This is a genomic window from Planococcus sp. 1R117A (assembly GCF_051417975.1).
In the GTDB taxonomy this organism is placed as follows: domain Bacteria; phylum Bacillota; class Bacilli; order Bacillales_A; family Planococcaceae; genus Planococcus; species Planococcus shenhongbingii.
This window is the reverse complement of the sequence record NZ_JBPRLO010000012.1, coordinates 1-24,301: the sequence shown is the minus strand read 5'-3', so window position 1 is coordinate 24,301 and position 24,301 is coordinate 1. Positions and strand designations below refer to the sequence as shown.

Genomic DNA, 24,301 nt, shown 5'->3' with positions numbered 1-24,301 from the left:
GGACTGAGCCTTATTTGTGTTTTAAAGGACTTCATAACTTTCAATAATTTCGATTGAATGTTCCACCGAACGGACCATGGAACAATTCTTGCGGGTCAATTCCATCACGCGCGGCATTTTAGCAGGATCAATCTTGCCTTTTAAAGTGAAATGCAAATGTACTTTGGAAACCAGGTTCGCTTCTTCTTCAATGCGTACTATTTCTTTCACATCGATTTGAATATCTTCTGCAGGCATCCGCATTCTCTCCAAAACTTTCCGCATCACTCCACCGCTGCACACGGCTAAAGAAGACACGAGCAGCTGATAGGGACGGAAGCCGTATTCTTCATTGCTTGACACTAATAATTCCCCATATGGCAAATTTCCTGTAAAGCCGTTTTCATTCATCAAAAATTTCATCGAATGACGCCTCCTTATGTTAAAATTGTATCTGAATTCCATTGAAAGTAAAAAAGAACGAGCTTGCGCAGGAGGTACAGATGAAGATTTTCTTAAAAAGCGAGCGTGCCCGGTTTTGGATTTTGGTTGCAATCGTCTCAATATCCGGTTTTTCACAAGGGATGCTGTTGCCGCTAATTGCCATTATTTTTGAACAAGACGGCGTATCATCAGCTTTAAATGGTTTAAGTGCTACCGGTTTATACATAGGAACGTTGGTGGTTGCCCCTTTTATGGAACCGCAATTGCGCAGGTTTGGCTATAAACCGCTAATTTTATTTGGGGGCGGATTGGTGATTGCCTCTCTGTTATTGTTTCCGCTCTGGAAAAGTGTACTGTTTTGGTTCGTGCTGCGGGTATTGATTGGCATTGGTGATCAGGCGCTGCATTTTTCAACTCAGACTTGGATCACCAGTTTTTCTCCGCAGCATCGGCTGGGGCGGAATATTGCAATCTATGGCATGTCATTTAGCGTTGGCTTCGGTGCCGGGCCGCTTTTTGTGCCGCTCGTTGAAATTTTTGAAGCACTTCCGTTTATCGTGTCGGGAATTTTATGCTTAATTGCCTGGTCACTGGTCTTTTTGCTGAAAAACGATTACCCGCAAATGACTGCGGGAGGCATGTCAGAAAAGGGAACTCTTGGGCGATTCAAAACTGCCCTTGTAATTGCCTGGGTCGCGTTTTTGCCTCCGCTTGGATACGGCTTTCTGGAGGCTTCTCTAAACGCAATTTATCCGGTATATGCGCTGCGCCAAGAAATTGATGTCCGTATGGTTTCAATTATGCTGGCCGCTTTTTCATTGGGGGCCATCGCTACACAATTACCGCTTGGAGCTCTAAGTGACCGGATAGGAAGAAGAAATGTGCTGCTCGTTGCGTTAGTAGGGGGCGCCGCCGTTTTTGGGACCGCCAGCTTTTTCGAATCGAACGGATGGCTGACCGTGGCATTTTTTGCTTTGGCAGGAATGTTTGTAGGGTCAACGTTTTCTTTAGGAATTTCCTATATGGCGGATTTGATGCCAAAGGATTTATTGCCGACAGGGAATTTATTGTGCGGCATCGCTTTTAGCATCGGCAGTTTGTCAGGACCGTTTTTAGGGGGGCTTTTTGTCGAGTATTCTGGCGGCTTAAGCTTTTTGCTATTGATTGCAGCTATGCTGCTCGTGCTTTTCTTCATTATTTTGCTGCGGGGAGAACGGGGAAAAGAACAAGTTGCTGAATTCGAATAAAAGCACCTTCGAAAGATGGGCTTCTCTCCATCATCCATTGCTTGTATAGAAGGCGTAAAGAAAAGGACAAGAAAACCGGTTGGTTTTCTTGTCCTTTTGCTATTTCAATATCAATTTTGTTACAGACTCCACTTGCGCTGTCTGCGGGAACATATCGATCGGCTGAATATACTCGATTTTGTAGACTTTCGTTAATTGCTGCAAATCCTTAGCCAATGTAGAAGGATTACAAGATGTATAGACAAAGCGCTTTGGTTTTACTTTCAAAATGGTTTTTATTAAGGATTCCCCGAGGCCGGTGCGCGGAGGGTCAACAGTCAATACATCCGGCACATAACCTTCATTGCGCCAGGTCTCCAGCCATTTTTCAGCGCTTCCAGTTACGTATTTCGCATCATAGCCGTGTTTTTTGGCATTCGCTTTTGCATCCACGACACTTTCGTGAATCAAATCCATGCCTCGGATTTCTTTTGCGCGGTCAGCGAGCCATAAGCCGATCGTTCCGACTCCGCAATAAGCATCGACTACAGATTCGTTTCCGGTCAAATCGGCTGCCCGCTTGATTTCGTCATAGAGCCTAACAGTTTGCTTTGGATTCAATTGGAAGAATGCCCGAGCTGACAAATCGAATGACAGTTCACCAAGTTTTTCGTGAATGGTATCTTTGCCCCAAAGAGTAATCGTTTCCTCACCAAAAATCAATGAAGTTTTTTCTTTGTTGATATTTTGGACAATGGAAACAATGTTAGGGTCCAGCTCTTTCAATAAGTCGATCAGCATTTCCTTTTGCGGCATTCTGGCTCTGGTCGTAATTAAGACAAGCTGGATTTCACCAGTTTCTACACCTGTGCGGACGACGATGGTCCGGACAATGCCTTTCATTGTTTTGCCATCATAAATCGGCATTTTTAAATCTTCCAAAACCCGTTTCACTTCATTCGTGATGCGCGTAGTGTTTGGATGCTGGACAATGCATTGCTCGATGTCGAGCAGTTGATGCGAGCCTTCGGCGAATAAGCCGGCAATGACTTGAGTGCCTTTTAACCGTGTTTGGAATTGGCTTTTGTTGCGGTAATACCATGGGTCTTCCATTCCAATGGTGTTTTCGATTTTGACATTCACGCCTTTTAAGTAGCGGTCGAGTGCTTGGACGACAAGATCGCGTTTCTCGACTAATTGCTGGCTGTAAGTCATATGTTGCAGCTGGCATCCGCCGCATGCCTCGTAAATCGGGCACGGAGGTGTCTGGCGGTGAGGAGAAGGCGTTCGCATTTTTAAAATGCGGGCCTCAGCGAAGTTCCGTTTGACATTCGTTACTTGTGCAGTAATTTCTTCACCAGGCAATGCACCGGGTACAAATACGACGTTGCGTTTAAAAAAGCCGATGCCTTCACCGTTAATGCCGAGCCGTTTTATCGTCAAAGGAAACTTTTGGCCTTCCTCGATAATGGGTTTATCGTTCATTGTTTTCACGTCCTTTAGGTAATCATCCCTCCATTATATGCTTATTTATAGATATCAGCCAGTGCTGACTGCAAATCGGGATAATCGAATTTAAAACCATGACGCTCGAGCACCGTCGGCAATACGCGCTGTCCGGTAAGAACTAACTGGCTTTTGTCGCCAAGCACCGCTTTTAAAGCGAACGCCGGAACAGGGAACCAGTGTGGACGGTGAAGGATTTCGGCAATCTGTTTGCCAAAATCCTTCATTTGTTTTGGGTCGGGAGCTGTGACGTTGAACGGCCCTTCAATTTCCTCGTTTTCCAACGCAAATTGGATGGCTCGCGCTACATCTTTCACATGGACCCATGATAGCCACTGTGTTCCTGAAGCTATCGTACCACCCACGAAAAGTTTATAAGGAAGTGCCATCAATGGCAGAGCTCCATCTTTTTTCCCCAGGATGATGCCAAATCTGCCATAGGCCACTCGTACTCCATGAACTTTTGCATGATCCGCCAGCTTTTCCCAATCGCTAACGGTTTGGGCTAGAAAATCTTTAGCGAAATCTGCCGAAGCTTCCGTGTATGTAACCTGGGTCGAGGGCATATAAATCCCAATGGCGCTTGCGTTGATTAATACACTAGGCTTTTTGTTCAATTTGGCGATAATCCGAAGCACTTCTTCTGTCGCTTCCATCCGGCTATTATAAATTTCTCTTTTTTGCTCTTTGCTCCAGCGTCCGTCATTGATTGAAGTACCGGCCAAATTAATGATGGCATCAACGCCTTCCAACTGCTTCTCCGGGGCTGCTCCTTCTTTCAGCCATTGCACGTATTTGGTGTTCGCAGTAGAGCGTTTTGGGCTTCTTGTCAAAATGTAAACCATATGTCCTTTGGTATGGAATAATCGGGTCAATTCCTTGCCGACAAAACCTGTTCCGCCTGTAATTGCTATCTTCATCCATATCGCCTCCATTTCTTCTAATAATACCCGCAATCCATGCATTTAAGCATTTGAAGGGGTATAATAGGGAAGGAAGAGAGGTGCCGTAAATGCCGATTATTTCGAAAATCACCAGAGGGAAAAGAAATCCGGAAAGGTACAATATCTACCTTGAGGAGAAATTTGCTTTTAGTGTGGATGAAGCGGTGCTGATCCGGTACCAGCTCACAAAAGGGAAAGAGTTAGACCAATGGACCATCGAAGAAATGAACTTTGAAGATGAAGTCCGGAAGGCTTACAATAAAGCGCTGAATTATCTTGGCTTCCGCATGCGCAGTGAAGACGAAGTGCGCACCAAATTGAAAGAAAAAGAATTTGGCAACGCCGTGATCGATGAAGCAATCAAAAAGCTCTACACCCATAAATTTTTGGATGACCAGGCATTTTCAGAAGCGCTCCTCCGAACCCAAGTGAACTCAGGGAAAAAGGGGCCGCGTGCAATTCAGCAGGAAATGCAAAAAAAAGGGATTGATAAACAAATGCAGGAAGACGTTTTAAATTCCTATTCAGAAGAAGAGCAATTGGAAATTGCCAAAGAGTTGGCGATAAAAATTGCGGCTAAAGAAAAGATGAAAACTCCGAGCCAAATCAAACAGAAAATTAACGATTCACTGATGAGGAAAGGCTATTCCTACAGCTTGATTAAATTAGCCATGGAAGACTTGGACTTTGAAAAAGATGAAGACCAGTGGACAGATAGCGTTAAGGAACAAGGCGACAAACTATGGAGAAAACACAGCAGTAAACTGACAGGCTATGACTTGAAATCGAAAGTCAAACAGGGCTTGTATCAAAAAGGATTCCCGAGCGAAGTAATCAATGAATACTTGGAGAAGAAGGAGCAGGAAGATGACTGAAGAAAAGCGTTACAGTGAAATGGATGAACATGAGTTGCGGAATGAGATTGCGCGGCTGAAAGAAAAAGCGAGAAAAGCGGAGCAGTTAGGCATGGTCAATGAATTTGCGGTGCTTGAACGAAAAGCTGTAATGGCAGCCGCTTATATGATCAATCCGGAAGATTTCAAAAAAGGTGAAGTTTACCGGATCGAAGGTGATCCGAATGTCTTTTTCCAAATAGATTATTTAAAAGGCCGGTTTGCATGGGGCTATCGCCTTGGAGGAGAAAAACACACTGAAGCGTTGCCGATTTCCATGCTGCGCCCGCTGAAAGAAGGGAAGTAGGCGAATGAATGAGATGATTGATCAGTTGATTTTGGAACTGCGTGAAAAGAATCCCAATTTAACAGAAGAAAAAGCCCGTACATGGATCGAATTGCTGGTATCTGATTTCGAATCTTCCTATGCAAAAGCAGGATATGATTACCAAGGAAGCGCAGTAGTAGAAAAAGTGATCCGCCAATGGATTACGAGTTACGGCGACAAAATACATGAATTTGCTGGAAGAAACCCGAAGTATGCCCATTTATTGAATGAGCAGAACAATTAAAAAACGCACACTCTAGTTGTGTGCGTTTTTCTCTTTGATTGTTAAAGAGTTAATGTGATTGTCGAACCTGAACGGCCGTTTCCGCTTTTCTTGTCTAGCTGCAGCGTCCAGCCCCTCGAGTCGCTTCGGCCTTTCTGCGAATGGCAAATGACGCCATTCACTTCAAGCCCTCCAGCGCTTGTCGGGGCTTAACGGACGCTTCCGCTTTTCTTTAATTATGGCTGAAGTCGAGTTTTTTCCTTAGTTTGTCTTCGCTGAAGATCCAGCCGGTATAGGAGTTGACGACTTTGCATTGCTCATTCAAATGGGCAACTGCTACGAATGGGTAGTAATCATTGCTTCGGTAGCGCAAGTCAATCAAGCGAACTTCATATAAGTCCTCGTACTCGTTGATTTCCCATCTATAGAGAGGGGAAAAGGAAACGAAGGCTGCCAGGTTTTTGTCTTTTAAGGCGGCTTGGATCAGATTCGATTCCGGTAATGGCTTTTTTAGGAACTTATCGTAAATGTTGATAGAACGCCCATAAGCTCTTCCTACATAATGGTGGCGCTCTGTATCAGCGGCAATCCGCCACTGGAAAAATCGCATTGTAGGTGCGACGATAATATTGGTTGTACCGGGTATCGTGTTGCGCACTGCATGTTTGACTGCAGATTGAACGGCAAACCGTGAAATGTAATAGAAAAACAGCAGCCCATATAAAATGAGCATTGTCCAGACAGGATCAGAACCGAATGCCCAAAACATAAGAGCGATCAAATGGGCACCAAAAATAATGGGATCAAAAGTATTAATAACTCCAAGCGCGACCCAACGGTTGGAAAACGGTCGGAGAGCTTGTGTGCCATAGGAGTTAAATATATCTACAAAAACGTGCAAAAACACAGCCAGGAATGTCCATAGCCATAGATGGAGTGAATTTGCTTCCGGCAGGATAAGCCGCAAAGCGGCGGTTATAAGCAATGGCCATAATATGACCGCCGGAATGGAATGGGTAGCGCCCCGGTGATGGCGGATATAAACGGCGTTGTTTCTCAATTTTAATACGGTATCAATATCAGGTGCCTGGGAGCCGATAATGACCCCGGCAAAAACAGCGGTCATTGTAGCAGGATGGCTCGCAACAACTGGATCTGCCATTGCCAGGCCGCCAAGAGCTATGCCCATGACAATATGTGTACCTGTATCCATGGCCACATCTCCTTTCTTCATTTATGTTAGGAAAATATAAATCCGGCAGAAAAGTTTATAACATATATATACCCCGGAATCCGGTGGTGTAATCTACTGGAATGGAGGCATTCAAAATAGCACTCGATAAATTGCAATTTCAAAAAGATTTAATCAACTGGTTCGCGGAGGAAAAACGCGATTTACCTTGGCGCCGTACATCAGATCCCTACCAGATTTGGATATCGGAAATTATGCTCCAGCAAACAAGAGTCGATACCGTCATTCCTTATTACAAGCGCTTTGTTGAAAAGTTTCCGACTTTGCAGGATTTGGCGGAAGCGGATGAGGAAATCTTGCTCAAGCAATGGGAAGGGCTGGGTTATTATTCCCGTGCCCGCAATTTGCAGGCAGGGGTAAAAGAAGTGGCTGAAAAGTATGATGGCATAGTGCCGGCAAGCCGAAAAGAAATTTCATCATTGAAAGGCGTCGGCCCTTATACTGCGGGCGCTGTGCTCAGCATTGCTTACGGAATCCCGGAACATGCCGTCGACGGAAACGTCATGCGGGTGCTGTCCCGGATCTTATTGATTGAAGAAGATATCGCCAAGCCGAAAACCCGGAAGATTTTTGAAGAGGCGGTGACAGAACTCATTAGCCATGAAGATCCTTCGTCATTTAACCAAGGGCTGATGGAGTTGGGGGCTTTGATTTGTACGCCGACTTCCCCGAAATGCCTGTTATGCCCTGTAAGGGAACATTGTACAGCGTTTCATGAAGGAAAGCAGCATGAATTGCCAACGAAGACGAAAGCGAAAAAAACCAAAGCAGTGCAGTACGCCATGCTGGCCATCCTTTACGGGAAATCTGTGTTAATGGAAAAAAGGCCGTCAACCGGATTGCTTGCCAATATGTGGCAATTTCCAATGATAGAGCTAACTGAAGAAGTGCTGCCTCTTGAAATAGAAGAGCAGCTTTCGGAAAACTTTCAAGGTATCGTCAGCAACGCTGAAAAAATTACTTCTTTCAAACATGTGTTTTCTCATTTAACATGGAACGTGGATGGCTATATTGCAAAAGGCCAAAATCTGAACGTACCATCTCACATGAAATGGGTAACGGCTGAAGAACTGGAATTGCTTCCGATTTCAGGTCCAGTCCAAAAAATGAAAGCAGTCTTAAAACAAAGAGGAGATGTTTGACTATGGCAGAACAAAAAGTAGCATTGGTGACAGGGAGCAGCAGAGGATTAGGAAAAGCATTGGCAATTGCACTTGCGGAACAAGGGTACGACATTGTTGTAAACTACGCACGAAGCAAAACAGCAGCTCTGGATACCGTTAAAGAAATTGAAGCGAGAGGACAAAAAGCACTGCTTGTCCGTGCAAATGTCGGAGATGTGGACAAACTGCGCGGCATGTTTGAAACAATCAAAGAAGAATTCGGCCGGCTGGATGTATTTGTTTCAAATGCGGCTTCCGGAGTGCTTCGACCGATTATGGAGCTGGAAGAATCGCATTGGGACTGGACAATGAACATCAATGCGAAAGCGATGCTGTTTGGTGCTCAGGAAGCAGCGAAACTAATGGATAAAGGCGGAAAAATTGTCGGCATCAGTTCATTGGGCTCGATCCGTTATTTGGAGAATTATACGACAATCGGAGTTTCCAAAGCGGCAGTGGAATCACTTACTAGATATTTGGCGGTTGAATTGGCGCCACAAGGGATATCCGTTAATACGGTTTCTGGCGGGGCTCTCGATACAGAAGCATTAAAGCATTTCCCGAACCGCGAAGAATTGCTCAACGATGCCCGTGTGAACACGCCAGCTGGCCGCATGGTGGAAATAGAGGATATGGTGAAAACCGCTCTTTTCCTTATTTCAGACAATGCGGATATGATTCGCGGCCAAACAATTATTGTTGATGGAGGCCGTTCAGTCACCTTGTAAACCATTCTCCCTTGCCTTTTCGCTGTATGTTTTCAGAATTGATTGATATAATCATGAGGACACTTAAAATATATACGGCTAAGACGAAAAGGTGGGATGGATATGGCGATACCCGTGGAGGGAGAAACGATACAAATCCACAGTTACAAACACAACGGCCGAATCCACCGTGTCTGGCAGGAAACAACGGTACTGAAGGGAACGAATAACATAGTAATCGGTGCAAATGAGCGAACCATGGTGACGGAATCGGATGGCAGGACATGGCTCACGAGAGAGCCGTCCATCTGCTATTTCCATGCAGAACATTGGTTTAATATTATTTGCATGCTTCGTGACGATGGAGTTTATTATTATTGCAATGTGAGCTCTCCTTTTGTTTATAACAATGGATCATTAAAGTACATCGATTATGATTTAGATGTTAAAGTGTTTCCAGATATGTCGTATACCTTGTTGGACGAAGACGAATATGAAGAGCACAAACGGCAAATGGGTTATCCGGAAGTGATCGATCAGATTTTGCATCGGAATGTGGATAAGCTGATTGGATGGATTAAACAGCGAAGAGGTCCTTTTGCTCCGGACTTCATAGAAGTTTGGACCAGCCGGTATGAATTTCATAGACAATACCGGCTCACGGAATAAAAGAAAACCTGTTGCTTGCCAACAGGTTTTTCGTTTGGAATAGAATGGAGTGAATTTTTTGAGTACGACGAAGCGCTATATGAAGTTTGTAAAGCCTTATTACTGGCAAATTGCCTTAACGATAGTTATTGGTATTTTCAAGTTTGCCATTCCGCTTTTCATTCCGTTGCTTATAAAGATTGTCATAGATGATATTATCGGAGCCGATGGGCTATCGAGCGATGAAAAATTGAGACAGCTGTATTTATGGCTTGGCGGAACAGCAATTCTGTTTTTCATCTTCCGCCCGCCAATTGAATATTACCGCCAGTATTATGCGCAATATGTCAGCAATAAAATCTTGTATGACATCCGCCAAAGCCTTTACGCGCATTTGCAGAAGCTGAGTCTCCGGTATTATGCCAATACGCGCGCAGGAGAGATCATTTCCCGCGTCATCAATGACGTGGAGCAAACGAAGAATTTCATCATGATCGGACTGATGAATTTATGGCTCGATCTGGCGACTATTTTGATTGCCATCGGCATTATGTTGACAATGGATGTGCCGCTGACGATTGTGGCGCTGCTGGCGTTTCCTTTTTATGCATTCAGCGTCAAATTTTTCTTCGGCCGCCTGCGCGATTTGACACGTAACCGTTCGCAGGCTTTGGCGAATGTCCAAAGCTATTTGCATGAACGCGTCCAAGGCATGAGCATCATTAAAAGTTTTGCGCTTGAGAAACACGAACAAAAAATATTTGATGCTACAAATGATGAGTTTCTGGACAAAGCAATCGATCATACAAAATGGAATGCCAAAGCATTTGCGGTGGTCAATACCATTACGGATATTGCACCATTGCTCGTTATTGCTTATGCAGGGTATCAAGTGATCCAGGGAAACCTGACGCTCGGAACCATGGTAGCATTTATCGCCTATATTGAACGCCTTTACAATCCGCTTCGGAGACTGGTGAACTCATCTACGACATTGACGCAGTCTTTCGCATCAATGGACCGTGTATTCGAATTGATCGATGAAGACTACGACGTAACAAATAAAGAAGGGGCAAAAGATTTGAAAGTGGTGGATGGCAAATTGGAATTCAGGGATGTTTCTTTTCACTATAACGAAGAAGGAACGGAAGTATTGTCCAATTTGAATTTCACGGTAAAACCGGGACAGACCGTTGCTTTCGTCGGAATGAGCGGCGGCGGCAAATCGACCATTGTTTCGTTAATTCCGAGATTTTATGATGTCACTAGCGGCGCCATCTATATGGATGACCACAATCTGAGAGATGTATCCATCCATACGCTGCGTGACCAAATCGGTTTGGTGCTGCAAGACTCCATTTTGTTCAGCGACTCTGTGAAATCGAATATCCTGATGGGTAAACCGGGAGCGAGCGATGCAGAAGTATTTGCTGCGGCAAAAGCAGCCAATGCTCATGATTTTATCGAAATGCTTCCAGAAGGATACGATACGAAAGTGGGAGAGCGCGGGGTGAAATTATCTGGCGGCCAAAAACAGCGGATTGCGATAGCCCGTGTGTTCTTGAAAAATCCGCCGATATTGATTCTAGATGAAGCCACTTCAGCGCTCGACTTGGAAAGCGAATCGCTGATCCAAGATTCGTTGGAGCGGTTGGCACATGACCGCACGACTTTAATCGTGGCCCATAGATTATCGACTATTACCCATGCTGACCAGATTATTGTGATCGACCATGGCCATTTAGCAGAAAAAGGCACCCATGATGAACTGATGAAGCAGCAAGGAATTTACTATAATTTATTCCAAGTCCAACACTTTAATTGATAGTCCTAAAGACCCTCGAAATCTTCGAGGGTCTTTTTTTTATGAAAAAGGGAAATACTATCAATTTCCAAATACACTATTGCAATAATACTAATCTTACGTATAATTAAAACACATAGAATTTTCAGAATTAAAGGGGTGCCGAGATGGAAGAGCGAAAAATGATACTGGATGTTAAAGGCTTGAAAACATCCTTTTTCACTGATGACGGCGAAATTCCGGCAGTAGACGATATTGATTTTTACATTCGCGAAGGAGAAGTGTTAGGGATTGTCGGCGAGTCTGGATGTGGAAAAAGCGTGACTTCTTTATCAATTATGGGGCTCGTTCCAAGCCCGCCGGGGAAAATTACAGGTGGAGAAATTTTATTTCAAAATAAAGATTTAACCAAGTTTTCCGAAAAGCAAATGCGTGCCATTCGAGGCAACGATATAGCAATGATTTTCCAGGAACCAATGACTTCTCTGAATCCTCTATTCACTATCGGTGATCAATTGCGTGAAGCAGTTAAAATCCATAAACGCGATTGGAACAAAAAACAAATACAAGAACGTGCTGTTGAAATGATGAAACTCGTAGGGCTGCCGCGTGCAGAAGGATTGATGAAAGAATATCCGCATCAATTATCAGGCGGAATGCGCCAGCGGGTAATGATTGCGATGGCACTTTTATGTGATCCGAAAGTATTGATAGCGGATGAACCTACCACAGCCTTGGATGTAACCATACAAGCCCAGATTTTGAAGCTGATTAAAAACCTGAATGAGAGGCTGAATACAGCCGTATTGCTAATAACTCATGATTTAGGCGTCGTAGCAGAAACGTGCGAACGCGTTATTGTCATGTACGCAGGAAAAGTAGTAGAAGAAGGTCCGGTGCATAAAATCTTTAAAGACCCTCAGCATCCTTATACAAGAGGACTGCTCGAATCTGTTCCCGATATGCGCTTTAAAAAAGAACGGTTATATTCCATTCCTGGAAATGTGCCGAAACCGGGAACAATCCGCACAGGCTGTAAATTCGCTGCGCGATGCGAATTTGCCTTTGACCGCTGTATAGTGGAAAACCCCGCGCTTTATCAGACGGAAGAAGACCACCAAACCCGTTGCTTCCTATTTGATCCGAAGGAGGTTCAGGCCCATGACAGAACCGTTGTTAAAAGTTGAAGGGCTGAAAAAGTATTTTCCTATTAAATCAGGAATTCTAGGCCAAGTAAAGAACTACGTAAAAGCTGTAGACGATGTGTCGTTCACGGTCGCTGAAGGAGAAACGCTCGGAATCGTAGGAGAATCCGGCTGTGGAAAATCCACAACCGGCCGTATGCTCATGCGTTTATTGGAGCCGACAGAAGGCAAAGTGTTTTTCGACGGACAGGAATTGACGAATCTTTCAGCGAGCGACATGCGCAAAGCACGCCGTGATATCCAGATGGTTTTTCAAGATCCATATGCTTCTCTGAACCCGCGGCATACCATCGAAAAAATCCTGATGGAGCCATTAAACGTACATAACCTTGGCAATCCGAAAGAACGGAAGAAAAAAGTCCATGAATTTTTGGAGATTGTTGGGTTAAGCAGTTACCACGCCAAACGTTACCCGCACCAATTCAGCGGCGGACAGCGCCAGCGCATCGGCATTGCCCGGGCATTGATGACCAATCCTAAACTCATTATTGCGGATGAACCAGTTTCAGCTCTCGATGTATCGATTCAAGCCCAAGTTTTGAATTTGATGCAGGATCTGCAAAAAGAACTGAAGCTGACTTATATATTTATCGCTCACGACCTTGGCGTCGTTCGCCATATCAGTGACCGGGTGGGAGTGATGTATTTGGGACAGATGGCGGAACTAGCCGACAGCGAGGCGTTATATGAAAAGCCGCTTCACCCGTATACCCAGGCTTTGCTGTCAGCGGTACCGGTGCCTGATCCGGATTTCGTACGTGAAGAAGTAGTGATCAAAGGGGATGTACCGAGTCCTGCCAATCCTCCAAGCGGATGCCGTTTCCACACACGATGCCCGTTTAAGATGGATATTTGCGAAAAAGCTGTACCGATTTTTGCAGAAGTTGAAAAAGGTCATTCTGTAGCCTGCCATCTTTATGAAGAATCCAGGCCGCAATGATAATAAATAACAAAAATGGAGGGGTCAATTTGAGAAAGAAAAAGCTCGTTTCACTGGCGTTTCTGATGCTTTTATTGCTAGCGACAGCATTGTATGGCTGTAGTTCCGATAATGCTTCAGAAAACACCGAAGGGGATAGTGGGAATACAGAAGAATCAGGCGATCCGAAAGTATTGATTTTTGGCCGCGGCGGAGACTCGGTATCACTTGATCCGATTGTTGTTACTGATGGAGAATCATACAAAGTCACAAAGAACATATTTGATACGTTGGTGAATTTCGGTGAACAAGACACAGAAATCCATCCTGGTTTGGCAACTGAATGGAAAGCGGCTGAAGATGGATTATCGTATACTTTCACTTTGGAGGAAGGCGTTAAATTCCACGACGGCACTGATTTCAATGCGGAAGCGGTTGTAGCAAACTTTGAGCGCTGGGCAGGCGGAGATGCTGATAAATTCCCATACTACGGCTCGATGTTTGGCGGTTTCGGCGATGAAGAAGGCCATGTCATCGAATCTGTGACTGCAACTGGCGATTACGAAGTAGAATTTAAACTGAAACGCCCACAGGCACCATTCTTGAAAAACTTGGCAATGAGCTCATTCGGAATCGCTTCACCTACAGCATTTGAAGCTGCTGGAGATAAATTTGGTGATGCACCGGTTGGGACAGGTCCATTCAAATTTGTAGAATGGAAACGCAACGACTCAATCACGATTGAGAAAAACCCGGATTACTGGGTTGAAGGCGAACCAAAACTGGATCAAGTCATATTCCGTGCGATTCCAGATAACTCTGCCCGCTTGAATGCATTATTGTCGGGTGAAATTGATTTGGCAGACGGCATTACACCTTCAGACGGTGAAACTGTAGAAGGAAATGCGGACCTACAATTATTCGAACGACCTTCAATGAACGTTGGCTATCTTGGGTTAACAACAACACGTGAACCATTTGACGATCCGAAAGTTCGACAAGCGATGAACCATGCAATCGACAAGCAAGCGATAGTTGATGCATTCTTCCAAGGCCGCGGAGAAGTTGCTAAAAACCCGATGCCTCCAGTAATCAGCGGTTATAACGAAGACGTCGAAGATTACGACTATAATCCGGAAAAAGCCAAACAATTATTAGCAGAAGCTGGACTGCCAGACGGTTTCGAAATGGAACTTTATGCAATGCCGGTTCCGCGTCCTTATATGCCGGATGGCCAAAAAGTGGCAGAAGCTATCCAGAAGAACTTGGCAGACGTTGGTGTAACTGCGAAAATCGTTTCTTTTGAATGGGCTACTTATCTTGAAAAAGCAGCTAACGGAGAAGCGGATGCTTTCTTGCTTGGTTGGACGGGAGATAACGGCGATGCCGATAACTTCCTATACGTATTGCTTGACCAAGACAATATCGGTTCCAACAACTACACGTATTACAAAAATCAGGAATTGCACGATATCCTGATTGAAGCTCAAACAGAAGTGGATGAAGACAAGCGCAATGAATTGTACAAACAAGCGCAAGTCATTATCCATGAAGACGCGCCATGGGTGCCACTTGCTCACTCAACTCCGCTTTTAGCTGGCGGCAAGAATGTAGTGGACTTTAAAGCGCATCCAACCGGTTCTGACAAATTGGCATCTGTAGATTTGAAGTAGGTAGATTCAGAGGAGAGGTCATTGTGATTTCTCCTCTTTTTTCTTAAACCGAAGTTAACGTTTTCTGTTAGTACCAGCTAAATTATTTAACTTGATCAAGCTGAATGTATACATATGCAAGGGATGGAGAGGTGGAGAAAATGCTTCACTATATCGGACGGCGAATTCTGCAATTGATACCGGTTTTGCTCGGCATGACGTTTATTGTTTTTCTGATTATCCGGGCGATACCAGGTGATCCTGCTCAAGTTATTCTTGGCCAGCAAGCATCCGAAGAAGCAATAAAGGCGCTGCGGACAACTTTAGGATTGGATAGTCCTTGGTATATTCAATATTTTGATTACCTGAAAGGGTTGCTAACTGGTGATTTGGGAGAATCTCTCCGTACTCGGACACCGGTAGTTGACGAAGTTTGGCCGTACTTGGCGGCTACGATTGAATTATCAGTGTTTGCTATTATTATCGCCGTTATTATCGGCATCAATGCCGGCATCATTTCGGCTTGGTTCCAGAATTCCTGGTTTGATTATTTGGCTATGATTATTGCATTGATTGGGGTATCGATGCCCATTTTCTGGCTTGGTTTAATGAATCAGTGGATTTTCTCGATTGAACTGGGGATATTGCCGACAACGGGCCGGGAAAATGTCCGGGATCCGGTAGACGTTATCACCAATTTTTATGTCATTGATACTTTAATAACAGGCCAGTTTGATCAATTATCAACGGTCTTAAAGCATCTGATTTTACCGGGGACGGCCTTAGCGACAATACCGATGGCAATAATTGCCAGAATGACCCGTTCGAGCATGCTGGAAGTGATGCGTTCAGATTATGTGCGTACTGCACGGGCGAAAGGTTTGAAGATGTTTTGGGTAGTTTACAAACACGCTTTAAAAAATGCCATCATCCCAGTTTTAACAATTATCGGCCTTCAGATGGGTTTGCTGTTAGGTGGAGCTATCTTAACTGAGACCATTTTCGGATGGCCAGGAATCGGCCGCTATATATATGAAGCGATTGGGTTCCGTGATTATCCGGTTATCCAGTCAGGCATTTTAATTGTGGCCTTTATCTTCGTTATGATCAATCTGTTTGTCGATTTGCTTTACGGTCTGATTGATCCTCGCATCAAATATGATTAGGAAGGGGGAGGAGCACATTGGCTAATGTAACGGCAAATAAGAACGAAGTGCAGATGGAAAAAGTCGCAGGTCCATGGAAAGAAGCATGGCGCGGATTCCGGAAAAGCAAAGTGGCTGTTGTGGGCATGGGGATCGTGTTGTTCTTTATCTTATTGGCGATTTTCGGCCCTTTGTTTACACCGCAGGGAATCAATGAACAGAATTTATCCCAACGGCTTTTGCCTCCCTCAAGTGGACATTGGATGGGGACGGATGATTTTGGCCGTGATATCTTATCGAGAATTGTTTACGGGGCAAGGATTTCCCTTTGGGTAGGTTTTTTGGCGGTTATCGGTTCGGTAGTGGTTGGCAGCACTTTAGGGATACTGGCAGGTTATTATGGCCGCTGGGTTGATACCATCATATCCCGGATTTTTGATATCATGCTGGCTTTCCCTAGTATTTTATTGGCGATTGCAGTCGTATCGGTACTTGGGCCATCGCTTCGCAATGCCTTGATTGCCATTGCCATTATCAACGTACCGAATTTTGGCCGTTTGATCCGCTCGAAGGTGCTGAGCATCAAAGAAGATGAATACATTATGTCGGCCAAGGCAATTGGCATGAAAGATAATCGAATTTTGTTTTCGCATATTTTGCCGAATTCTATGGCACCAGTTATCGTTCAAGGAACCTTGGCAATTGCCACTGCGATTATCGAAGCGGCAGCTCTTGGTTTTCTAGGATTAGGTGCGCAGGCGCCATCACCCGAATGGGGAAAAATGCTGGCAGATTCAAGATCGTATCTAACCAATGCACCGTGGACAATGATTTTTCCAGGGATTGCAATTATGTTGACGGTTCTGGGCTTTAACTTGATGGGAGATGGCTTGCGTGATGCACTTGACCCGCGCATGAAATCGTAGAAAAACTTAGAAAAACGCGCCAGGCATCTGCCTTGGCGCGTTTTTTATATGATATTTTCCAAATCGGATCCAACTTCTTCGGAATGGTAGTTATGGAAAGACATGATGAGAAGGTCTAAATGCTCCAGTTGTTCTTCGTAATCCAATATAGCAGATAAAATGTGCATTAAACGATAGATGGATAAGTCATCACCTGCTTCTTCGTGAGCAACCGCAATTTCTTTGACAAAAATGGACAGTACTTCGTTGCGTTTTAAAATAACGTCTTCTTCGGAAGTTTCACTGTGTTCCGGGCGCAATTTTCCGACATATTTCATATAAAGTTGATCATGGTAGCTGGTTAGGCTTTCAAGGTGGTCTTGCAGCATCATATGAAAATGCTCGGGAAGTTCTGTCAATTCATTTTCATAGCGGTGAAGCCTTTTTAACAGGTCCAGACTTTTTCTGGTAGTGGTGATCATTTGCCGGTAAAGCACCAATTTTCGGCCTTTTGCATATTGCTGTTTTTTACTATAACTTCGTTCATCTTTATAAAAGGAATACCACTGATCCACTTTTTCGAGTTTTTCAGATAAACGGTCAATATCGTTTTTAACGGAAGTATGGTCTGATACATGCCTTATCGAAACACGGATCCAACGTATGGCTTCTTCCGTCACTTCGTGAATAGAAGTGAATAAGCGCGCTTCATACTTTGGCGGCAAAAAAATGATATTAACAATAAAAGCGGACAGTATGCCGAGGAGGATTGTCAAAAAACGCAACCCGGCAAACTCTAGAAAAGCCTCTTCCTGCGATTCCATAATAACGATAATGGTCACAAGGGTCAGCGACACCGGGTTATTGAGGTTCAATTTCAGCATAATGATTATGGCTAATACTGCTGCAAGGCCGACAGTCAGGTAGTTCGCACCTAGCGTCAGCACGAAAATAATAGCGATAACTGCCCCGATTATATTGCCGTAGATTTGATCTAGCACAGTTAAATAAGACTGATAAATGGAAGGTTGGATTGCAAAGATAGCTGCTATTCCAGCCATGATTGGAATTGGTAAATCTAACCAGTCAGCTAAAAAGAGTGCCAGCGAAATAGCTACTCCGGTTTTAAATATTCGTGCACCTAATTGCATAAACGCGTGGCCTCCTCCCTTTCATTCCGCTGTTTTGGCTATTAAAGCTGCTTGAAGGCTTCACGGACTGCTTGAATCGATTTCGCTACGTCTTCTTCTGTATGTTCAGTCGTTAAGAACCATGCCTCATACTTAGAAGGTGCAAGATTGACTCCTTGTTCAAGCATCAGCTTGAAAAAGCGTGCGAAAATTTCTCCATCGGTAGCTTCCGCTTGTTCATAATTTTCCACCTTTTGGTCTGTAAAGTAAATCGTTAAGGCCCCTTTTAAACGGTTAATTGTAATGGTCACATCAAATTCTTTGGCAGCAGCAAGAATTCCTTCTTCTAACTGGCGGCCAAGCTCATCCATTTTTTCATAGACACCTTCTTCGCGAAGAACTTCAAGGCAGGCGATACCCGCTTGGATAGATGCCGGATTCCCAGCCATCGTTCCAGCTTGATATGCAGGACCGAGCGGTGCAACGGTTTCCATAATCTCTTTTTTTCCGCCGTAAGCACCGATTGGCAAGCCGCCGCCAATGATTTTTCCGAGAGCCGTCAAATCGGGAGTCAACCCCAACAAATCCTGGGCTCCGCCATAATGGAAACGGAAAGCGGTGATGACTTCGTCATAGACAATCAAAGCGCCTTTTTCTTTGGCGATGCGATGCACTTCTTCGAGGAATCCTTTGTTCGGCTCTACGATTCCGAAGTTGCCGACAATTGGTTCTACTAAAATACAAGCGATTTCAGTGCCCCATTTGTCCATGGCTTCTGAAAAAGCGGTTGGGTCATTGAAGGGAATAGTGATCACTTCTTCAGCGATGCTTTTTGGAACTCCAGCAGAATCCGGAGTTCCAAGTGTTGCAGGACCGGAACCGGCAGCCACAAGCACTAAATCGGAGTGGCCGTGATAACAGCCTGCGAATTTCATGATTTTCGTGCGCCCGGTATAGGCGCGGGAAACGCGGATCGTGGTCATAACCGCTTCAGTGCCGCTGTTGACGAAACGGACTTTATCCATATTTGGCATGGCTTCTTTCAGCATTTTTGCAAACGTGATTTCATGTCTTGTTGGAGTTCCGTACAACAGGCCAGTTTCCGCTGCATGTGTAATGGCTTTTGTTATATGAGGATGGGCATGGCCAGTTATGATTGGGCCGTATGCCGCTAAATAGTCGATGTACTTATTGCCGTCTACATCCCAAAAATAAGCTCCTTTGGCGCGTTCCATTGCTATCGGCGAACCGCCTCCGACCGCTTTATACGATCTCGATGGACTATTCACGCCGCCAACGATATGCTGCAGCGCTTCTTCGTGAAGTTTTTCGGATGTGGAATGATTCATTTTTTATTGCCTCCTAGTGTAATCTCTTATCTATTGTAGACAATATCATTGCCGAACGCCAAAGAAATTGAAACTCCACACCAGGTTAGGTACGATAGAAGGAAGAAAAGGAGTGATAATGATGACTACATTAGAAGGTTTAAAAGCACCGGATTTCAAATTAAAAAACGAAGCAGGAGAAACGGTGGCATTAGAAGACTTTGCGGGGAAAAAATATGTAGTGCTTTATTTTTATCCAAAAGACATGACACCAGGCTGTACGACTCAAGCTTGTGATTTCCGAGATGCAAAAGAAGACTTTTCAGAGTTGAACGCTGTGATTCTAGGGGTCAGTGCAGATTCTGAGAAACAGCATGTCAAGTTCATTGAAAAGCATGGCTTGCCATTTTCCTTATTGGTAGACGAAGATCATCAATTGTCAGAAGCTTATAACGTGTGGGTTCAGAAGAAAATGTACGGCAAAGAGTTCATGGGAATTGAACGTTCCACTTTTTTGATTGATCCAACTGGGACAATCGTCAAAGAATGGAGAAAAGTAAAAGTAGAAAACCATATTAAAGAAGTTCTCGAAACATTAAAGACGCTTACCAATCGTTAAAAGGGGAGAAAAGACATGGAAGTCCTGTTCACGTTCATTCCAAAAGAGCATCAGCGGCAACAGCTGATAAATGAGTTTCCAGAAGTGCAATTCTATTTTGAGTATAAAGACAAAGCACGGCTGCCATCTGCAGATATTCTGGTGACGTTCGGTGAGGATCTTTCAGAAGAAGATATCCAGCAAGCCGGGCAGTTGAAATGGATTATGGTCGCGAGTGCAGGAGTGGAAAAAATGCCGCATGCCGCTATTGCGGAACGGGAAATCGTCGTCTCCAATGTAAAAGGGATCCATAAAACACCGATGACTGAATCGGTTCTGGCCCATTTATTATCATTGAAAAGGTCGCTTCCATCTATTTATAACAATCAGCGAAAAAAAGAGTGGAGCCGGAAGACAGGTTCGACGGAACTTCATGGATCTACAGCATTGATCATCGGCCCGGGAGCCATCGGAATGGAAATCGGGCGGGTGCTGCAAGCATTTGGCGTCCGTACCATCGGCTGCAACCGTTCGGGAAAACACGCTGACTTTATGGAAGGGATGGTGTCATTCGATAGCATCCTCAATGTATTGCCGACGGTGGATACCGTGATTTCCGTTTTACCGAGCACGAACGAAACAAAATACTTGTTGAAAAAAGAGCATTTTCAAGCCATGAAAAACACAGCGATCTTTATGAATTTCGGCCGAGGGGATTTAGTGGAGGATAAAGTGCTGATTGATGCGCTGGAAACTGGAGAAATTGCATATGCTGTATTGGATGTTTTTGAACAAGAGCCACTGCCTTCAGACCATCCTTTTTGGACAATGGAAAATGTAGTGGTATCGCCGCATGTGTCCAGCCATTCAGAGAAATATGTAGAACGGGCACTTGATGTATTTATCCCGAATTTGAAATTGTGGCTTGCTGAAGATGCTTATCCAACAAATCTCGTCAATATGGAAAAGGGGTATTGACTGTGAAGATTTATACGAAAACCGGCGACAAGGGCACGACTTCACTCGTATACGGGACACGTGTAGCAAAAAATGACGTCTTAGTTGAAGCATATGGGACTTGTGATGAAGCAAATTCGATGATTGGACTAGCGGTCGGCCATTTGCATAATGAATTCTTTAAAGAAAAAGAAGAATTGGAAGCGGTTTTTCATGAAATACAGACCACTTTATTCCATGTGGGGGCTGAACTGGCTACTCCGAAAGGGAAAGAGGTGAAATGGAAGCTGACTGCAGAGGACATTGCAAAATTAGAGCAATGGATCGATCAGTTTGATGCAGAAGTACCGGCGTTGAAAAACTTTATCTTGCCTGGGGGGCATCCGGCTGGTGCGGCTTTACATGTAGCGCGCACAGTTGTCAGAAGAGCAGAACGAGCCTCCATCTCTATTGGCAATGACGTATCCCCAAACGTTCTAGCTTATTTAAACCGTTTGTCCGATTTCCTGTTCGTTGTGGCTCGTTTAGTCAACTTGCGATTAGGAAGAAGCGAAAAAGACCTGCACCAAAAATAAGTATGAAGCAGTTGGAAATGTAAGCAATATAGTGATTTCTTGACATCGCCCCTCATTTTTGAGTACACTATTTATAACGATTACAATGTAAGAATTATTGATGAAGTGAGGTGCACAGCGATGTCTGAAATACAGTTAAAAGACGCGCTTGATGCTTTGAAGTCAACAGGTGTTCGAATCACTCCCCAGCGTCATGCGATTCTGGAGTATATGATTCATTCAACGACGCACCCGACAGCGGATGACATTTATCGCGCGCTTGAGAAAGCTTTTCCTAATATGAGTGTAGCAACAGTTTACAATAATTTACGTGTGTTCAGAAAAGCGGGATTGGTGAAGGAATTGACTTATGGTGATTCTTCCAGCCGTTTTGATTTTGTGACACACGACCATTATCATATAATTTGTAATGATTGCGGAAAAATTGTCGACTTCCATTATCCAGGACTCGATGAAGTAGAGCATTTAGCTTCTCACGTTACTGGGTTTCAAGTCGATTATCATCGTCTTGAAATTTATGGGACTTGCCAGGACTGCCTTGGTAAAACTGCAAAAGCACAATAAAAACGAGCATGAAATTCATGCTCGTTTTTTATTTGGGCAAAATTACAGAAATAAAAAATCCGCTTGAACTGATCTGTTCAAGCGGACAAGGTATTTATATCTTCGAATTTTTTTTGTTGTAATCTTGGTTAAACTCTTTTCCTTCGAGAGCAGGGTCCATAGTCAAAGGTTCATTGCAATGCATGCAGATATCTACGCGGCCCAACATTTTTGTATGTCTTCCACAATTCGGACATTCAACCGGAACTGTTTTCATCGACAACAAGCCAATCCAAGCATATACGCCTGTACTGCCGACAATTGCGACAACCCCAAGCAGCATGAAAATCACCATGACCAACGGTTGTTCTCTAAAATAAATGCCGACATACATAATAACGATACCGATGAAAATCAGCGCTAAGGCAAAAGTCCGGATACGATTGATTTTATTTTTATAAGGTTTCATTAATTTCTTTCCTCCTTGCATCCATCATACTATATCATAAACAAAGTGAAAAAGTGATAATGATTAACGGATGCAGGAATCCTTATTAAATTTGTCGAAATAAAGAAAAACGGAAACATCTGCATTCATATAGAGAAGAGTGCTGCTTATTTCCGAGGGGCAATAATCGAGTCTCAATAAATTGGAATATAAGCGATAGAATTGCAAGGAGTGGATTTAATGGAACAAATTTTAAGACCCATCTATCAAGAACGTGCCAGCCAGGAAAGTACACTGGGTGTAGTGTTGGTGGAGAAAAGAGAAAAAATGAGCCCCATCACCGATACGTTCGATTCAATTTTGTTAATCATCACAAAAGAAAACGAAACGCCGGTTTTTACGAAACATTACACTTATCTGAATAAGAAAGCTGCTATGCATATTGTGACAGAGAGACAATTGCATAAATGGCTTTTGCTAGGAACAAATCGGAAAATTGTCGACTGGCTATTCCATGGGCGAATTATTTATGACCGAAACGAATTTATGGAAAAACTTAAAATGGAATTGAAAGACTATCCGTTTTATGGCCGTAAGATAAAAATGGGCATGGAGTTTTCGAAACTGATTCGACGTTATTTAGAAGGCAAGGTATTCTTCGAAGAGAAAAACTATCTGGATGCTTATCACCATATAGTAGAATCACTTCACCATTTGGCGAGGCTTGCTGTTCTGGAGAACGGTCTTCCGCCTGAAGTGACTGTGTGGACACAAGTGAAACAGATGGAGCCGGCTATTTATAAACTTTATGAAGAATTGGTTCTGAGCGATGAAGCACTTGAGAAAAGACTGGAGCTTTTATTTCTAGCTAGTGAATTCTTTATCCATTCGCGGACTAAAGATGGAGCCCAGCACATAAGAGAAGTAATGGAACAGAAAGAACGATGGACGATCCAAGAATTGCATGAGCAGGAAGAGTTGAGAAACTATTCATCCAACTTAGAAGTCTTTATTGAATTCCTGGTAGAGAAAGACTTAATTTCGGTAGAGGGTGTTAAAACGAAAAGTGAAGGGATATTCCACCGATATTATTATGTGAAAAACTAAAACAAAATGTTTCCTCGGGAGAATTGATTTCTTTTATAAAGAATCGGTTCTTTTTTTGTGGAAAAGCTGGAGCTTATAAGAATTTAAATAATATTATCGTAAATTCAAAAGATCGGGATTTGTTGACTGCAGCTTTAAGTCTATTCGAAAATGATCTTTCGGCTGATGCGCTTTTCACTATTGAATCTGAATTGCTGTACAAGGTAAGCTGTATTGTTTCACACTGCAAAGCCGTGCAAGAGTAGAAGGGCTTTGTCAGGTGTTCGTTCTATAGTAAAGAACGGCATTGAATTAGCAGCGAAAAAAGAATTAAACTTTTTTTGTTTTTGTTGTTGACAGTTGCTTGTGAACTGTATTATGATTATACACGTCGCCAAGAGAAATTAAGTTTTTCTACAATAATAAAAAAGCTTGACTCTTCTCAGCAACGATGTTAAATTAGAGAAGTCGCTTTTACAAGACACTCGAAACCTGAACCTTGAAAACTGAATGCAAAACGTCAACAACATCGCAACGGCCGCGCAAAACGGCCCGCGCAAACAATTACTGATCAAGCGTGCTAGATCAAAGCGACTCGCGCATCCTTCGGGATGGCGAGACGCCAGCAGAACATTGAGCAATCAATTTCTTCTATAATGGAGAGTTTGATCCTGGCTCAGGACGAACGCTGGC

Annotated in this window: 25 protein-coding genes; 18 read left to right on the top strand and 7 right to left on the bottom strand. The window is 43.8% G+C overall.

Annotated elements, in window-relative coordinates:
• Positions 1 to 21: 21 nt before the first annotated feature.
• A complete protein-coding gene (locus ACSFXN_RS19450; RefSeq protein WP_437151857.1) occupies positions 22 to 402 on the bottom strand; it encodes an OsmC family protein in 381 nt (126 codons plus the stop codon).
• Between the two features lie 80 nt (positions 403 to 482).
• Between ACSFXN_RS19450 and ACSFXN_RS19445 the strand changes: the two genes are divergently transcribed.
• Positions 483 to 1,670 (top strand): MFS transporter, encoded by a 1,188-nt coding sequence (locus ACSFXN_RS19445; RefSeq protein ID WP_300991895.1) that lies wholly within the window; start codon positions 483 to 485, stop codon positions 1,668 to 1,670.
• 99 nt (positions 1,671 to 1,769) lie between these two features.
• On the opposite strand, the gene rlmD is transcribed toward ACSFXN_RS19445, so the two are convergent.
• Both rlmD and ACSFXN_RS19435 read right to left on the bottom strand, forming a co-directional pair.
• On the bottom strand, positions 1,770 to 3,134 hold the full coding sequence (gene rlmD / locus ACSFXN_RS19440) for a 23S rRNA (uracil(1939)-C(5))-methyltransferase RlmD (protein WP_437151856.1): 1,365 nt from the start codon (positions 3,132 to 3,134) through the stop codon (positions 1,770 to 1,772).
• A 41-nt stretch (positions 3,135 to 3,175) separates the two neighbouring features.
• On the bottom strand, positions 3,176 to 4,075 hold the full coding sequence (locus ACSFXN_RS19435; RefSeq protein ID WP_437151855.1) for a TIGR01777 family oxidoreductase: 900 nt from the start codon (positions 4,073 to 4,075) through the stop codon (positions 3,176 to 3,178).
• 92 nt (positions 4,076 to 4,167) lie between these two features.
• Here ACSFXN_RS19435 and recX point away from each other — a divergent pair, with 92 nt between their 5' ends.
• Genes recX through ACSFXN_RS19420 form a run of 3 tightly spaced genes read left to right on the top strand, consistent with a single transcriptional unit; the run spans position 4,168 to position 5,564 of the window.
• The gene (gene recX / locus ACSFXN_RS19430; protein WP_300991901.1) at positions 4,168 to 4,974 is read left to right on the top strand and encodes a recombination regulator RecX; all 807 of its coding nucleotides are present in this window, start codon (positions 4,168 to 4,170) and stop codon (positions 4,972 to 4,974) included.
• Positions 4,967 to 5,299, top strand: coding sequence for a YfhH family protein (locus ACSFXN_RS19425; RefSeq protein WP_300991902.1), 333 nt, complete (start codon positions 4,967 to 4,969; stop codon positions 5,297 to 5,299). The genes recX and ACSFXN_RS19425 overlap by 8 nt, the downstream gene beginning before the upstream one ends.
• 4 nt (positions 5,300 to 5,303) lie before the next feature.
• Entirely contained in the window at positions 5,304 to 5,564 is a 261-nt protein-coding gene (locus tag ACSFXN_RS19420) for a YfhJ family protein (RefSeq protein WP_300991903.1), read from the top strand.
• Positions 5,565 to 5,775: 211 nt separating this feature from the next.
• Here ACSFXN_RS19420 and ACSFXN_RS19415 read toward each other — a convergent pair whose 3' ends face one another.
• Positions 5,776 to 6,756 carry a metal-dependent hydrolase gene (locus ACSFXN_RS19415; RefSeq protein ID WP_300991904.1) on the bottom strand — a complete coding sequence of 327 codons (981 nt, stop codon included), beginning with the start codon at positions 6,754 to 6,756 and terminating at the stop codon, positions 5,776 to 5,778.
• A 101-nt stretch (positions 6,757 to 6,857) separates the two neighbouring features.
• On the opposite strand from ACSFXN_RS19415, the gene mutY reads away from it, so the two are divergent.
• From mutY to nikC, 9 genes are all read left to right on the top strand, one after another.
• Positions 6,858 to 7,937, top strand: a complete 1,080-nt coding sequence (gene mutY, locus ACSFXN_RS19410; protein ID WP_437151854.1) for an A/G-specific adenine glycosylase — start codon at positions 6,858 to 6,860, stop codon at positions 7,935 to 7,937.
• A 2-nt stretch (positions 7,938 to 7,939) separates the two neighbouring features.
• Positions 7,940 to 8,686: an enoyl-[acyl-carrier-protein] reductase FabL gene (gene fabL / locus ACSFXN_RS19405; protein ID WP_437151853.1), complete on the top strand. Its 747-nt coding sequence runs from the start codon at positions 7,940 to 7,942 to the stop codon at positions 8,684 to 8,686.
• A 102-nt stretch (positions 8,687 to 8,788) separates the two neighbouring features.
• Entirely contained in the window at positions 8,789 to 9,334 is a 546-nt protein-coding gene (gene ntdP, locus ACSFXN_RS19400) for a nucleoside tri-diphosphate phosphatase (RefSeq protein WP_300991909.1), read from the top strand.
• 58 nt (positions 9,335 to 9,392) lie between these two features.
• On the top strand, positions 9,393 to 11,138 hold the full coding sequence (locus tag ACSFXN_RS19395) for an ABC transporter ATP-binding protein (protein WP_437151852.1): 1,746 nt from the start codon (positions 9,393 to 9,395) through the stop codon (positions 11,136 to 11,138).
• 146 nt (positions 11,139 to 11,284) lie between these two features.
• Positions 11,285 to 12,304, top strand: a complete 1,020-nt coding sequence (locus tag ACSFXN_RS19390) for an ABC transporter ATP-binding protein (RefSeq protein WP_437151851.1) — start codon at positions 11,285 to 11,287, stop codon at positions 12,302 to 12,304.
• Positions 12,279 to 13,262: an ABC transporter ATP-binding protein gene (locus tag ACSFXN_RS19385; protein WP_437151850.1), complete on the top strand. Its 984-nt coding sequence runs from the start codon at positions 12,279 to 12,281 to the stop codon at positions 13,260 to 13,262. The genes ACSFXN_RS19390 and ACSFXN_RS19385 overlap by 26 nt, the downstream gene beginning before the upstream one ends.
• Positions 13,263 to 13,291: 29 nt before the next feature.
• Complete coding sequence (locus ACSFXN_RS19380; protein ID WP_437151849.1) at positions 13,292 to 14,914, top strand: ABC transporter substrate-binding protein; 1,623 nt, start codon at positions 13,292 to 13,294, stop codon at positions 14,912 to 14,914.
• Positions 14,915 to 15,054: 140 nt separating this feature from the next.
• On the top strand, positions 15,055 to 16,059 hold the full coding sequence (locus tag ACSFXN_RS19375; protein ID WP_437151848.1) for an ABC transporter permease: 1,005 nt from the start codon (positions 15,055 to 15,057) through the stop codon (positions 16,057 to 16,059).
• 53 nt (positions 16,060 to 16,112) lie between these two features.
• A complete protein-coding gene (gene nikC, locus ACSFXN_RS19370; RefSeq protein ID WP_437151872.1) occupies positions 16,113 to 16,964 on the top strand; it encodes a nickel transporter permease in 852 nt (283 codons plus the stop codon).
• Positions 16,965 to 17,008: 44 nt separating this feature from the next.
• On the opposite strand, the gene ACSFXN_RS19365 is transcribed toward nikC, so the two are convergent.
• Positions 17,009 to 18,094, bottom strand: a complete 1,086-nt coding sequence (locus tag ACSFXN_RS19365; protein WP_437151847.1) for an FUSC family protein — start codon at positions 18,092 to 18,094, stop codon at positions 17,009 to 17,011.
• A 41-nt stretch (positions 18,095 to 18,135) separates the two neighbouring features.
• On the bottom strand, positions 18,136 to 19,422 hold the full coding sequence (locus tag ACSFXN_RS19360) for a glutamate-1-semialdehyde 2,1-aminomutase (RefSeq protein WP_437151846.1): 1,287 nt from the start codon (positions 19,420 to 19,422) through the stop codon (positions 18,136 to 18,138).
• A gap of 121 nt (positions 19,423 to 19,543) precedes the next feature.
• Between ACSFXN_RS19360 and bcp the strand changes: the two genes are divergently transcribed.
• The 4 genes from bcp to perR all read left to right on the top strand — a co-directional run bounded on the left by bcp (position 19,544) and on the right by perR (position 22,095).
• Positions 19,544 to 20,020 (top strand): thioredoxin-dependent thiol peroxidase, encoded by a 477-nt coding sequence (gene bcp / locus ACSFXN_RS19355; RefSeq protein ID WP_437151845.1) that lies wholly within the window; start codon positions 19,544 to 19,546, stop codon positions 20,018 to 20,020.
• Positions 20,021 to 20,035: 15 nt separating this feature from the next.
• A complete protein-coding gene (locus ACSFXN_RS19350; protein WP_437151844.1) occupies positions 20,036 to 20,977 on the top strand; it encodes a D-2-hydroxyacid dehydrogenase in 942 nt (313 codons plus the stop codon).
• A 2-nt stretch (positions 20,978 to 20,979) separates the two neighbouring features.
• The gene (locus ACSFXN_RS19345; RefSeq protein WP_437151843.1) at positions 20,980 to 21,531 is read left to right on the top strand and encodes a cob(I)yrinic acid a,c-diamide adenosyltransferase; all 552 of its coding nucleotides are present in this window, start codon (positions 20,980 to 20,982) and stop codon (positions 21,529 to 21,531) included.
• Positions 21,532 to 21,651: 120 nt separating this feature from the next.
• A complete protein-coding gene (gene perR / locus ACSFXN_RS19340) occupies positions 21,652 to 22,095 on the top strand; it encodes a peroxide-responsive transcriptional repressor PerR (RefSeq protein ID WP_300991925.1) in 444 nt (147 codons plus the stop codon).
• A gap of 94 nt (positions 22,096 to 22,189) precedes the next feature.
• Here perR and ACSFXN_RS19335 read toward each other — a convergent pair whose 3' ends face one another.
• A complete protein-coding gene (locus ACSFXN_RS19335; RefSeq protein WP_437151842.1) occupies positions 22,190 to 22,543 on the bottom strand; it encodes a YgzB family protein in 354 nt (117 codons plus the stop codon).
• A gap of 219 nt (positions 22,544 to 22,762) precedes the next feature.
• Here ACSFXN_RS19335 and ACSFXN_RS19330 point away from each other — a divergent pair, with 219 nt between their 5' ends.
• Entirely contained in the window at positions 22,763 to 23,629 is an 867-nt protein-coding gene (locus tag ACSFXN_RS19330) for a nucleotidyltransferase-like protein (RefSeq protein ID WP_437151841.1), read from the top strand.
• Positions 23,630 to 24,301 lie beyond the last annotated feature (672 nt).